Source organism: Methylobacillus pratensis, assembly GCF_054072455.1.
The window spans coordinates 278,334-291,243 of record NZ_JBSUSR010000003.1; the positions used below are offsets into that span (position 1 = coordinate 278,334).

General features: G+C 62.3%; 8 protein-coding genes. 1 reads left to right on the plus strand and 7 read right to left on the minus strand.

Going from position 1 to position 12,910, the window contains the following annotated elements:
* Positions 1 to 59: 59 nt before the first annotated feature.
* Positions 60 to 734 (plus strand): RadC family protein, encoded by a 675-nt coding sequence (gene radC / locus ACW4YW_RS08845; RefSeq protein WP_457137217.1) that lies wholly within the window; start codon positions 60 to 62, stop codon positions 732 to 734.
* Positions 735 to 796: 62 nt separating this feature from the next.
* Here the strand turns inward: radC and ACW4YW_RS08850 are convergent, their stop codons facing one another.
* The 7 genes from ACW4YW_RS08850 to cobA form a co-directional block, all read right to left on the minus strand.
* Positions 797 to 1,078 carry a hypothetical protein gene (locus ACW4YW_RS08850; RefSeq protein WP_457137218.1) on the minus strand — a complete coding sequence of 94 codons (282 nt, stop codon included), beginning with the start codon at positions 1,076 to 1,078 and terminating at the stop codon, positions 797 to 799.
* Between the two features lie 313 nt (positions 1,079 to 1,391).
* A complete protein-coding gene (locus ACW4YW_RS08855) occupies positions 1,392 to 5,549 on the minus strand; it encodes a sulfite reductase subunit alpha (RefSeq protein WP_457137219.1) in 4,158 nt (1,385 codons plus the stop codon).
* A gap of 27 nt (positions 5,550 to 5,576) precedes the next feature.
* The gene (nirD, locus tag ACW4YW_RS08860; RefSeq protein ID WP_457137220.1) at positions 5,577 to 5,969 is read right to left on the minus strand and encodes a nitrite reductase small subunit NirD; all 393 of its coding nucleotides are present in this window, start codon (positions 5,967 to 5,969) and stop codon (positions 5,577 to 5,579) included.
* A gap of 16 nt (positions 5,970 to 5,985) precedes the next feature.
* Positions 5,986 to 8,550 carry a nitrite reductase large subunit NirB gene (gene nirB, locus ACW4YW_RS08865; RefSeq protein WP_457137221.1) on the minus strand — a complete coding sequence of 855 codons (2,565 nt, stop codon included), beginning with the start codon at positions 8,548 to 8,550 and terminating at the stop codon, positions 5,986 to 5,988.
* A gap of 484 nt (positions 8,551 to 9,034) precedes the next feature.
* Complete coding sequence (locus tag ACW4YW_RS08870) at positions 9,035 to 10,732, minus strand: protein kinase domain-containing protein (RefSeq protein WP_457137222.1); 1,698 nt, start codon at positions 10,730 to 10,732, stop codon at positions 9,035 to 9,037.
* An 8-nt stretch (positions 10,733 to 10,740) separates the two neighbouring features.
* Positions 10,741 to 11,952: a nitrate/nitrite transporter gene (locus tag ACW4YW_RS08875; protein ID WP_457137223.1), complete on the minus strand. Its 1,212-nt coding sequence runs from the start codon at positions 11,950 to 11,952 to the stop codon at positions 10,741 to 10,743.
* A 64-nt stretch (positions 11,953 to 12,016) separates the two neighbouring features.
* Positions 12,017 to 12,769, minus strand: a complete 753-nt coding sequence (cobA, locus tag ACW4YW_RS08880; protein WP_457137224.1) for a uroporphyrinogen-III C-methyltransferase — start codon at positions 12,767 to 12,769, stop codon at positions 12,017 to 12,019.
* Between the last annotated feature and the right edge of the window lie 141 nt (positions 12,770 to 12,910).

Genomic DNA, 12,910 nt, shown 5'->3' on the forward strand with positions numbered 1-12,910 from the left:
GTGTGGATGCAGCAAAACTGCGATATAGAGTTGCTCAATTTTATATGAAAGGCTGAATCGTGGCGATTACTGATTGGCCCGAGGGGGAGAGGCCCCGGGAGAAGGTGCTGGCGGCGGGGGCGATGACGCTTTCGGATGCCGAGCTGCTGGCGATTTTCCTGCGTACGGGCGTGGCCGGCAAGAGCGCGGTGGACCTGGCGCGCGACCTGCTCACGCGGTTTTCCAGCCTCAATGGCATCTTCTCGGCCAGCGTCGAGGAGATTTGCCAGGTGCATGGCATGGGCGAGAGCAAGTTCGTGCAATTGCAGGCGATTTTCGAGATGAGCCGGCGGGCGTTGCTGGAGGAGATACAGGGGCGCGATGTACTGACTTCGCCTCAGGCGGTGCGCCAGTACCTGAGCCTAAAAATCGGCGCTTTGCCAAGAGAAGTCTTCATGGGGATTTTCCTGGATGCGCAACACAGGGTGCTGGCGATCGAGGAGCTATTCAGCGGCACGCTGACCCAGACCAGCGTATACCCGCGCGAAGTCGTCAAATGCGCCTTGCGCCATAATGCCGCGGCCATGATATTCGCGCATAACCACCCATCCGGCGTCGCAGAGCCCAGCCAGGCTGACCGTGCATTGACCGAGGCGTTGAAGGCCGCACTCAACCTCATCGACATTCGCGTGCTTGACCATTTTGTCGTTGCCGGCAACCAGATCGTGTCATTTTCCGAGCGCGGACTGCTTTAGAGAGTTTAAACAGGATATCGAGTCGGCTACAAAATCCAGCGAACGCTCCTGGCTAAACGCTCTTAGCGTCCCTTTCCACTGAGGGAACCACGGTTGAAGTCCTTGTCGCCAGGCGGGATGCAACGGGTTCCGAACCAGCCGCCCTGCGATCCGGGCGGGCAATCCTTGGCGGATTTCCTCGGCTGGTCTTTTTCCTGGTCGGCATAACGCCAGCTGCCGTCCTCGTTCAGGATGATGCGTTCGCCATCGGCAGTGGTCCCATGCTGCGGCGAGGTTGCCTCTTCCGCCCAGGCGGGCACAGCCAATATGCCTCCAAGCACAGCGGCAAGTAGAAACTGTTTCATGTCATGATCTCCAGATTTGTAATTATTTGTAAGGCGCAATTGTGCCATTGTCAGGAATGACATGCACGCCACAGGTTGGTTCCGGAGCCAGGAGGGATTCAGGATGGGGATGCCGCTTGCCGTGGCAGGCTAAGATGCCTAATAAGCTCCTGACTTTAAGAGCGGCTAACAACACTCAGCGAAACGGTCCTGGCTAGGCGCTCTGCCGTAGACAGCACAAGTAAGTAGTACAGCAAGGCAGTGCAACAACGCAAGGAGAGTTTTGTTAGCTGCCAAGGACGCTAGCGAAGCAGCCTCGTTGTGTTTCTAAAGTTTAGTACACATCCCGCATATAGCGCTTGTCCTGCGCCATTTTGGCTACATATTGCGCCGCCGCCTCTGCGCTCATGTGGCCGTGCGTCTGTACGATCTGCTTGAGCGCGGCATCCACGTCGCGCGCCATGCGGCTGGCATCGCCGCAGACGCAGAAATGCGCACCCTGTTCCAGCCATCGCCATAGTTCCTCACCGTGTTCAAGCATGCGGTGCTGCACGTAGATTTTTTCCTGCTGATCGCGCGAGAACGCCGTATCCAGGTGGTGCAGGATGCCTGCCTGCTGCATCGCGGTGAGTTCGTCGCGGTAGTAGAAGTCCGTCTCGGCATGCTGTTCGCCAAAGAACAGCCAGTTCTTTCCGTTTGCGCCTATAGCCTGGCGTTCCTGCAGGAAGGCGCGGAACGGCGCGATCCCGGTGCCGGGTCCGACCATGACCAGGGGCGCGTCCGGGTTTTGGGGAACGCGGAAATGCGCGGATTTTTGCAGAAAGATGGGCACGTTCTGTCCTGCCACCCGGTCGGCGAGAAAGGTGGAGCAGACGCCGCCGCGCGCGGCGCCAGGCTGGCCGTAGCGCACGACCGACACAGTCAGGTGCACCTGGCCGGCGAATTCCTTGGGGCTGGATGAAATCGAGTAGAGGCGCGGCTGCAGGCGCTTCAATGCCGCCAGCCATTCCACGGCTTCCGCCTTGACGGGATAGGCATGCAGCAGGTCTATGGGCTGCTTGCCCCAAAGCCATTGCTTGAGTTCGTCCTGTTTGCCGATCAGCGCGGAGAGCTCGGTATTACCTGCGCGGGCATTGATGAATTGCAGTATTTCCGGCGTGATGCGCGCGATTTCATAGTGGTGCGACAAGGCTTCCACCAGCGTCATTTCGCCGTGGTCCTGCACTTGCACCACAGTGGCGGGGGAAAGCTGCAGCGCCGTGAGCATTTCGCCCACCAGCGCCGGGTCGTTGCGCGGCCAGACGCCAAGCGCATCGCCCGCTTCATATTTGAAATCGCTGCCGTTGAGGTCAAAGGCGAACTGGCGCACCTCTTTTTCCGAGCCGGTGCCGCTCAGGCGCTGGTTTACCACCAGCTTGGCATGCAGAGGGTTCTGGCGGGTATAGGCGGGAGCCGCCGGGCTGGCGCGCTCCACCTTGGCGGGAATGTTACCAGCCATTATCAGCTCGGGTTGCCGTACCGTGGAAGGCTGAAGGGATTTCCGGCCCGCGAGCGCGCTGGTGACGTGGTTGAGCCAGGCCTGCGCGGCGGCTTCATAGTCCGGTTCGCAATCGGTGCGTGCGGTGAAAGGCGTTGCGCCCAGCGCGGCCAGCCTGGCGTCGAGCTTGCGGCCGAAACCGCAGAACTGGTCGTAGTTGGAGTCGCCAAAGGCCAGCACGGCATATTGCAGGCCGGGCAATGCTATGTCTTCCGCCTGCAATGCGGTCCAGAACTGGCTGCCGTTGTCAGGCGGATCGCCATCGCCGAAAGTGCTGGCAAGCAGGATGGCATGGTTGGCTTCCACGAGGCTGGCAGGCTGGACCTCATCCATGCTGCGGAGCACAGTGCGCCAGCCTTCCGCCTGAAGCTTGGCGGCGCACTGGCTGGCTAAGGTTTCGGCGTTGCCGGTTTGCGATGCCCAGAGGATATGGACCGCAGGCTGGGAGGAGGCATCCTGACCGTTCTCTATTGGCAGGCTGCCCGGCGCGATCCAGGTGCGGGAGAATAACCCTGCCAGGATACCGTCAACCAGGGTCTTTTTCTCCGGCGGCAATGGCGCGGTGGGCGGCAAGGTGGGCACGCCGCCCGCCTGGCGTGAAGCGTCGCTGCGCAAGCCAGCCAGGTAGCCTTGCAGGTAAAGCTGTTCCACCGGTTCCAGTTTGACGGCCGGGGTGTCTTCCAGGCCCAGTAGTTGTGCCAATGCGTCAATATCCTTCATGGCGATTTCCTTTGTGTTGCCTGTACTTGTCTCTACATTGCTGCCGCAGGTTTCGGGCGGGACATCCTGCGTGGCCGGGGCAGGGTTCTCCACCTTGGCGAGGGCGACGGCGCTGAACTTGAATTCGGGTTGTTGCGACAATGGGTCTATGGCATCGCTGGTGACGGCATTGATCGCCAGGCCGTCGCCAAAGACATCGTTCCAGTGGAACGGCGCGAAGCAATTGCCGGGGCGGACGCGCGTGGTGACTATTGCAGGCAATACCGCCTTGCCGCGGCGCGAGCGGATTTCAACCTGGTCCTTGTCACGGATGCCGAGGCTGGCCGCGTCTTCGGGATGCAGCTCGACGAACGGCTCAGGATTGAGCTTGTTCAGGGTGGGGATCTTGCCGGTCTTGGTCAGGGTATGCCATTGGTGCTGCAGGCGGCCGGTGTTAAGCACGAATGGAAAGTCCTGGTCCGGCATTTCCGCAGGCGGCAGCCAGGGCCGGGCAAAGAACACGCCCTTGCCGCTTTCGGTGGGGAAGGCGATGCGCGGGCGCTCGCCGTCGTCCTGCACCTTGAGCTGCTGGCTGATGCCGTCATTGAGATAACGGATGGGGTGGCGGTCTTGCGCATCATCTGGCGCGCAAGGCCATTGCACGGGAGTTGCGTGCAGGCGCTGGTGGCTCACGCCGCGGATGTCGTAGCCGGTCTTGGGATTGGAGGCGCGCTTGATTTCCTCGAAGACCTCGGCAGCGGAAGCATAGGTAAACGCATCGGCATAGCCCATTTCACAGGCGATGCTGGCGATGATCTGCCAATCGGGCATGGCTTCTCCGGGCGGCGGCACGGCCTGCCGCATCAGGGTCATGTTGCGCTCAGAGTTGATCATCACGCCTTCCGCTTCGGCCCAGAGCGCGCCGGGCAGCAGGATGTCGGCATAGCGGTTGGTCTCGGTGTCGAGGTAGGCGTCCTGGGTGATGACGAGTTCCGCGCGTTCCAGCCCGGCAATCACGTTCTCGCGGTTGGCAACGCTGGCGACCGGGTTGGTGCAGATGATCCAGCAAGCCTTGATCTTGCCTGCGGCCATCTGCTCGAACATAGCGACGGTGCCGCCCGCCGAGCGCGTGTGCAGGGTGCCTGCGGGAACGCCCCATAGGTTCTCGATGAAGGCGCGGTCCTGTTCCGCCAGCACCGAGCGCTGTCCGGGCAGGCCCGGCCCCATGTAGCCCATCTCGCGGCCGCCCATGGCGTTGGGCTGTCCGGTGAGCGAGAACGGGCCGCTGCCCGGGCGGCAGATCGCGCCGGTGGCGAGGTGCAGGTTGCAGATGGCGTTGGTGTGCCAAGTGCCGTGCGTGCTCTGGTTGAGCCCCATGGTCCAGCAGCTCATCCAGTTGCTTGCCTCGCCTATCCATTCGGCCGCCTGGCGGATGTCGGCTTCCGGGATGCCGGTGATTTCTGAGACTGCTTCAGGAGAATAGTCTTCAAGGAATGCCGGCATGGCTTCCCAGCCTTCGGTGAAGCGGGCGATGAAGTCGGGGTCGGTATGGCCGTTCTTATGCAGCAGGTGCAGCAGGCCGTTGAGCAAGGCCATATCGGTGCCGGGATTGATCTGCATGAAGAGGTGGGCTTTGTCCGCCGTGGCGTTGCGACGGGGATCGACCACGATCAGCCTGGCGCCGGCCTTGACCCTGTCCATCAGGCGCAGGAACAGGATGGGGTGGCAGTCGGCCATATTGGCGCCGATGACGAAGAACAAGTCAGTGTTGTCGAAATCCTGGTACGAGCCGGGCGGGCCGTCTGCACCCAGTGAAAGTTTGTACCCACTCCCGGCGCTTGCCATGCACAGCCTGGAATTGGACTCGATATTGTTGCTGCCGATGTAACCCTTGATGAGTTTATTGGCGAGATACTGCGACTCGATCGACATCTGCCCCGAGACATAGAGCGCCACGGCGTCGGGGCCGTGTTCGTCGATGATGGCGCGCAGGCGGCGGGCGGATTCCTTGATGGCCTTGTCCATGCCGATGCGCCCCGGTTCGGCATTGCGCTGCTTGCGCAGGTAGGCATGCTCCAATCGGCCAGAAGCCGTGATCGCCTGCGCGCAGGTATTGCCCTTGGTGCACAGGCGGCCGTAATTGGTCGGGTGCTGCTTGTCGCCGCTGACCTTGACGATGCGCGCACCCTCGACTTCCATGACGATGCCGCAGCCGACGCCGCAGTAGGGACAGACCGATTTGACCTGGGTCGCCATTGTCTCTTTGCCTCGCGTTGGGCCAGCCTAGGCCTGTACCCAGACCGCGCCGTCGCGCAGCTCCACCGGATAGGTGTCCAGCCGCGTGTCGGCATCTTCCACGCATACGCCGGTGCGCAACTGGTAATGGTGCTTGTAGATGGGCGAGGCCACCACCGGCTCGCCGCCCAGGTCGCCGACGATGCCGCGCGAAAGCACGTTGGCGTCGCTGTGCGGGTCATGGTTGTCGATGGCGTACAGCACATCGTCATGCATGCGGAAAATCGCGATCTGGCGGCCATTCACCAGGGCGCATACGCCTGTGTTGGGCCAGATGTCCTCCAGCGCGCAGACCGGCTGCCATGCGCCTGTCATATCGGCGGACATGGACATTTGCTCGATTGCGCTCCTGGATGAAGCGCTTTGTTGTAATTGGCTCATGGTGTTGCTCCGTTGGTTATTCGGCCAGCGCGAGGATGGGAATGACCTTCGCCTGCTGTTTTTCCTGTGGCGTGGCGGGGCGCATTTGTTCGCGTTCCTTGACGAAGACGATATTGGCGTCGCCAGCCATGCTGTTGACGAAGCTGCGGAAGCGCTTGCGTACTTCGGGATCGGTGACGGCGGTCTTCCATTCGTCCTGATAGTTGTCCACCACATGCTGCATCTGTGCTTCCAGTTCCGCTCCCAGGCCCAGCGAGTCGTTGATGACCACGTCCTTGAGGTAGTCCAGCCCGCCTTCGAGGTTGTCACGCCAGGTGCTGGTGCGCTGCAGGCGGTCGGCGGTGCGGATGTAGAACATCAAAAAGCGGTCTATCATGCGGACCAGCTCTTCCTTGCTCAGGTCGCTCGCGAGCAGTTCGGCATGGCGCGGCTTCATGCCGCCATTGCCGCAAACGTAGAGGTTCCAGCCGTTCTCGGTGGCGATCACGCCCACGTCCTTGCCTTGTGCCTCGGCGCATTCGCGCGTGCAGCCCGAGACGCCGAACTTGATCTTGTGCGGCGCGCGCAGGCCCTTGTAGCGGTTCTCCAGTTGCACGGCGAGGCCCACGCTGTCGTCCACGCCGTAGCGGCACCAGGTGGAGCCGACGCAGCTTTTCACGGTGCGCAGCGACTTGCCGTAGGCATGGCCGGACTCGAAGCCGGCAGCGATCAATTCTTCCCAGATATGCGGCAATTGCTCGACGCGCGCGCCGAACATGTCCACGCGTGCGCCGCCGGTGACCTTGGTGTAGAGGCCGTATTTCTTGGCAACCTGGCCGATCGCGATCAGGCCGTCTGGCGTGACTTCGCCGCCGGGCATGCGCGGCACCACCGAATAACTGCCGTCCTTCTGGATATTGCCGAGGAAATAGTCGTTGGAGTCCTGCAGCGATGCCAGGTCCTTCTTGAGAATGAAGTCGTTCCAGCAGGAAGCGAGGATGCTGGCGGCGGTGGGCTTGCAGATGTCGCAGCCTAGGCCCTTGCCGTGTTTTGCCAGCAGTTCGTCGAAAGTCCTGATCTGGCCCACGCGCACCAGGTGGTAAAGCTCCTGGCGCGAATAGGGGAAGTGTTCGCATAAGTGGTTGTTCACTGTCATGCCCAGCTTGACCATCTGCGCCTTCATCACCTGGGTGACCAACGGCACGCAGCCGCCGCAGGCGGTGCCGGCCTTGGTGCAAGCCTTGATCTCGCCGATGGAGCAGGCCCCGTTGGCGACCGCATCGCCGATCTGGCCCTTGGTGACGTTGTTGCACGAGCACATGACGGCATGGTCGGGCAAGGCGTCCACGCCCAGGCCGGGTTTTTCCTTGCCGTCGCTGGCGGGCAGAATGAGGAACTCGGGGTTTTCCGGCAAGGGCATTGCATTGACCGTCATTTGCTGCAGGGTGCCGTACTCATCGGCATTGCCGATCAGCACCGCGCCGAGTAGCTTCTTGCCATCTTCGCTGACGACGATCTTCTTGTAGATCTTGCGCACTTCGTCCAGGTATTGGTAGCTGCGCGCGCCGTGGGTTTCGCCATGCGCGTCGCCGACGCTGGCGACATCCACGCCCATGAGCTTGAGTTTGGTGCTCATGTCGGCACCCTGGAAAGTCGCGGCGGAATCGCCGGAAAGATGGGCGCAGGCGATGCGCGCCATGTCGTAGCCGGGAGCGACCAGGCCGTACATCTGCCCGTTCCAGTTGGCGCACTCGCCAATTGCGTAGATATCGTGGTCGCTGGAGCGGCAGAACTCGTCGATCGCGATGCCGCCGCGCGCGCCGATCGCCAGGCCGGATTCGCGCGCCAGCTCGTCGCGGGGACGGATGCCGGCGGAGAACACGATCATATCGGTCTCGAGCCAGGTTTCGTCGAAGAACACCATGCGGTGGCGGGCGGTGGCACCGTCGGTAATATTGACGGTATTGCGGCTGGTGTGCACGTGCACGCCCAGTTCCTCGATCTTGGTGCGCAGCACGCGGCCGCCGCTTTCGTCCACTTGCACCGCCATCAGGCGCGGGGCGAATTCCACCACGTGGGTGTCCAGGCCCATGTCGCGCAGGGCCTTGGCGCACTCCAGGCCCAGCAGGCCGCCGCCGACCACGACGCCGCTCTTGGCCGTCGCGCCTGCCGCAGTCATGGCTTCCAGGTCTTCGATGGTGCGGTAGACGAAGCAATTCTCGCGCTCGCGCCCGGGCACGGGCGGCACGAAAGGCACGGAACCGGTGGCCAATACCAATTTGTCGTAGGCCAGGGCAGTGCCGTCGGTCAGGCTGACGCTACGCTGGTGGCGGTCGATGTGGCTCACGCGGGCGTTCAGGCGCAATTGCAGGCCGGGGCGGTCATAGAAGCCGGCCTCGACCAGCGACAGGTCTTCAGCCGTGCTGCCCGAGAAGAAGCTGGATAGGTGCACGCGGTCATAAGCGGGGCGCGGTTCCTCGCCCAATACCGTTACCTGCAGGTTTGCTGCCGCGAGGTCGGGGTGGCGCTTGACCAGCTCCTGCACAAAATAATGTCCCACCATGCCGTTGCCGACGACCACTATGCGGGTGTGTTCATTCATCGTAGTGTTTCCTATCAGGTGCAAGCATGCGGCGCTCGTCTGCCATGTCCATGCATTGCCGTTGCGTAAGCCCAAAAACAAAAACGGCGTCCATGGCTTGCGCAACGACTGCCTGGGGCAGTGCGTAAACAAGCTATGGACGCCGTTGTCCACAAAAGGATTTCCTGACTACGGAAACCCCCTTGCTAAAAAAATACTCATCGTAATAAACGAGATTTACTGCTAGATAAGCAACGGGCATGCCAACACGCCATGTGCCCTGGCCATCAATTGGAGCAACCCGGTTAAGCCCTTTTCCTATATGGGTTTTCCCGCTTGCCCGCTATGCATTGGTTAATCTGGAGAGGCGCCGGCGCAGGCATGCAAGATCAGGATTGCGCACGGTAATGACGCACGGGTAAGGAATTGCACCAGAGTTGACCTTTTAGTAATAAGAATTGTTTTTATCTGTGAGCTGGGCGGACTGGTCAAAGGCAGTGCGTCATCAGGAAATAAACAGCAGGTAGACCATGATCACATTGGCCAGCAGCGAGCAAACTGCCAGCCACTGCCATTGCTGCAGCCGTGCACGCGCGAGCAGCGGGGTGCGCTGTACCGGCAGGATAGGGCGGATTTCACCGATTTCCAATGCCAGCAGCATTTCCTCCGCAGTCTCAAAGCGCGAGACCGGGTTGCGTGCCACGGCCTTGAGGATGATGTTTTCCAGCCAGCCGGGGATGTCGGGGCGGTAGCGCGTGGGCGGCACGGGATCGCCGAAGCGCGGGTGCTGGAACGGCTCGATCTCGCCGTAAGGATATTTGCGCGTCAGCAGGTGGTAGAGCGTGACGCCCGCCGCAAAAAGGTCGCTGCGCACGGAGGCAGCTTGCCCGGCATCGAACAATTCCGGGGCCATGAAGCTGGGGGTGCCGGGGTTGGACATAGCCGCCTCCTGCGCCTGGTGGCCGCTGGAGGCGACGCCGAGATCGAGGATGCGCAAGCGGCCGTCCTTGCCCATATGCAGGTTGGCGGGCTTGATGTCGCGGTGCAGGATATGCAGCCGGTGCAGGGCGCCTAACCCGCGCAGCATCTCTATCCCGATACGCGTGATGCCGGCCGTGGTGAAGTGGTGCCCGTGTTGCAGGCGATATTGCAGGGTCGCACCCTCGTGCCAGCTCATGACGTAATAGAGCTTGCTGCGCTGACCGGCATCGAGCGGCAGCACCTGCGGCAGGTGTTGCGACATGATGCGCTTGGCGAGCCATTCCTCGTTGAGCAGGCCCTGGCAGCTCTCGCGGTCCTCGGCCAGCAAAGGCTGCAGGGTTTTCAGCACCCACAGCTGGCCGCTCTGGCGATGCCTGATTTTATACACCAGGCTGGCGCGGGATTGGTGCATGAGCTCCAGTATCTCGAAGCCATCAAGATGGTCGCCGGGCTTGAGCTTGGGTGGCAATGCGAGTTGGCGGCCTGCCGCCAGGTGGTCGGTGAGCGTTTCCTCGCCCGGCTTGGCCACGCGTACCGCCACTACCGTGGCGTTATCGCTGCCGCCGGCCGCCAGCGCCAGGCGCGTGAGTTCGTCGCAACTGCGCTGCGGATGGTCGTATAGCCCCAGCGTATGGTGAATGACAGGCTGCTCCAGGGCGGCCCAGACGCCATCGGTCATCAAGGCGTAGACATCGCCGGCCTGTATGCCGCCTTCCGCGTAGTCCACGCTGAGCTGCTGGTCCAGGCCGACCGCGCGCTTGAGCACGTGGCGCATATCCGGCCTGTCCCAGACATGGTCGGTGGTGAGCAGCTCCAGTTTGCCCGCGCGCAGACGGTACAGGCGACTGTCGCCCACGTGTCCCGAATAATAGCGCTGGCCGCGCAATACCAGCAGCGACAGCGTCGTTGCCATGCCCGCCATTTCACGGTGCTGGGATGCCTGCGACAGCAGCCAGCGGTTGGCGGCCGCGATGACCTTGTCCAGCGCCGCCGGTATTTCCCAGGTATCAGGGGTGGCGTAATAGTCCGTCAGCAGGCTGCGCACGGTCATTTCGGCGGCTTCGCGCCCGCCGGCATTGCCACTGACGCCGTCCGCAACGGCAAAGATAGCGCCCTTGACGTCGAGGACTGCGCCGGCAGGCGTCACCATGCCCGCAAAGTCCTCGTTGCGTTCACGCTGCCCGGTGACCGAGCTCGAGCCCGTGGTGAATTCCAGCGCCATGCGGCTCACTATACCCTGGCGCTGGTGACGGCGGCAGAGCCCCAGGTGGTGCGCCAGCGCTTCTTGACCATGGTCAGGCCGAACAGGGCGACGACCGCCAGGCTGGCGAACATGGCCAGGCCGAGCTGGTAGCTGCCGGTGGCTTGCTTGGAGTATCCCAGGCTGGAAGCCAGGTAGAAGCCGCCGATGCCGCCTGCCATGCCGATCAGGCCGGTCATCACGCCGATTTCCTTGCGGAAGCGCTGGGGCACGAGCTGGAACACCGCGCCGTTGCCCATGCCCAGCGAGATCATCGCCAGTACCACGACCGCCAGGCCTGCCAGTTGCTGCTTCAGGCCAAAACTGAGGATGAACAGGAAGGCCGCCGCGAGGATATACATGGCGCTCAGGGTGCGGATGCCGCCGATGCGGTCAGCCAGGTTGCCGCCGATCGGGCGCACGAAGGAGCCCGCGAATACGCAGGCTGCGGTGAAATAGCCCGCATGCACCGGGTCCAGGCCATACTGGTCGTTGAAGTAGATGGTGAGCGAGGAGGCCATGCCGACGAAACCGCCGAAGGTGACGCTGTAGAAGAACATGAACCACCAGGCATCCTTGTCCTTGAGCACCGCCAGGTACTGGCTCAATGACTTGCCCGCCGGCGGGTTGGGCGCGTCCTTGGCGAACAGCACGTAGACGGCCAATGCGATGCCGAGCGGGATCAATGCCAGCCCGAAGACGTTATTCCAGCCGAAGGCGAGCGCAAGGCCCGGGGCGAACAGGGCGGCGAGGGCGGTGCCGGAATTGCCCGCCCCTGCGATACCCAGCGCGGTGCCCTGGTGCTCGGGAGGATACCAGCGCGAAGCGAGCGGCAGGGCCACGGCGAACGAAGCGCCGGCAAAGCCCAGGAATACGCCCAACAGCAAGGCCTGCTGGTAGGAGTGGATGCCGTGCAGCCAGGCGAAGGCCAGGGCCGCCAGCACGATCAATTGACCGATCAGTCCGGCCTTTTTCGGCTGGATCTGGTCTACCAGCACGCCCATGACCAGGCGTAGCAGGGCGCCGGTCAATACCGGCGTGGCCACCATCATGCCTTTCTGTGCCGGGGACAGGGTCAGGTCGGCGGCAATCTGCACCGCCAGCGGGCCCAGCAGCACCCAGACCATGAAGCTGAGGTCGAAGTAGAGGAAAGCGGAGAACAGGGTCGGTTTATGTCCTGCCTGCCAAAAACTTTTTTGCATGATATTTCCTTGAGTAAGGGATGGAGAACGCCAGCCGTGGATGATTGCGGTACTGTCGTCCTGTCTATGCCGCGATTGAAACGGATTGCAGCAGCTCTTTGCCGTTGGCCAGCCGGACCACGTCGCCGACCACGATAATGGCCGGGCTCGCCAGGCCTGCCTGTTGTACTGCCGCTGCCAGCAAGGACAATGTGCTGGTGACGTGCCGCTGCTGGGGGAGGGAGCCGTTCTGGATCGCCGCCGCCGGGGTATCCGGCGACATGCCTGCGGCCAGCAGTTCGCTGGTGATGCCGGCGAGGTGTTTCATGCCCATGTAGATCACCAGCGTGGTGCCGCTTTGCGCCAGGGCTTTCCAGTTCTGTCCGCTCTCGCCGTCTTGCAGGTGGCCGGTGACGAAGCTCACGCCGTGCGTGTAGGCGCGATGGGTGACCGGGATGCCCAGGGTGGCTGGCACGGCGATGCCGCTGGTGATGCCGGGAATTACTTCCACCTCGATGCCTGCGGCCCGCAGCTCCAGCATTTCCTCGCCGCCGCGGCCGAACAGGAAGGGGTCGCCGCCTTTCAGCCTGGCAACGGTCTGGCCTTGTTCCGCCAATGCCGCCATCATGCGGTTGATGAAGTGTTGCGGCGTGGACTTGCAGCCGCCGCGCTTGCCGACCTCGATGACGCGTGCTTGCGGCGCATGTTGGAGGATTTCGCGGTTGACCAGGTCGTCCACGAGGATCACCTCGGCCTGCTGCATGGCCTTGACCGCCTTCAGTGTCATGAGCTCCGGGTCGCCGGGCCCGGCACCTATCAAATAAACTTTTCCTGCCATGTTTCTCGCCTGTTTCAAAAGTACTTCAATAAAAGCTGTTCAACGTCATCAACTTGATTTGCATATGGAGCTTCCATGTGGTCCTCTCCGGCCCGGTAGCCAGTTGCCAGGATGAACTAGCCATCCTGGCAATATTCGCCT

Bases quoted from the DNA above. Each gene is read 5' to 3' on its own strand.
- nirB (WP_457137221.1), bottom strand. From the start codon at position 8,550: ATGAATGAACACACCCGCATAGTGGTCGTCGGCAACGGCATGGTGGGA.
- cobA (WP_457137224.1), bottom strand. From the start codon at position 12,769: ATGGCAGGAAAAGTTTATTTGATAGGTGCCGGGCCCGGCGACCCGGAG.
- nirD (WP_457137220.1), bottom strand. From the start codon at position 5,969: ATGAGCCAATTACAACAAAGCGCTTCATCCAGGAGCGCAATCGAGCAA.
- ACW4YW_RS08855 (WP_457137219.1), bottom strand. From the start codon at position 5,549: ATGGCGACCCAGGTCAAATCGGTCTGTCCCTACTGCGGCGTCGGCTGC.
- ACW4YW_RS08850 (WP_457137218.1), bottom strand. From the start codon at position 1,078: ATGAAACAGTTTCTACTTGCCGCTGTGCTTGGAGGCATATTGGCTGTG.
- ACW4YW_RS08870 (WP_457137222.1), bottom strand. From the start codon at position 10,732: ATGGCGCTGGAATTCACCACGGGCTCGAGCTCGGTCACCGGGCAGCGT.
- ACW4YW_RS08875 (WP_457137223.1), bottom strand. From the start codon at position 11,952: ATGCAAAAAAGTTTTTGGCAGGCAGGACATAAACCGACCCTGTTCTCC.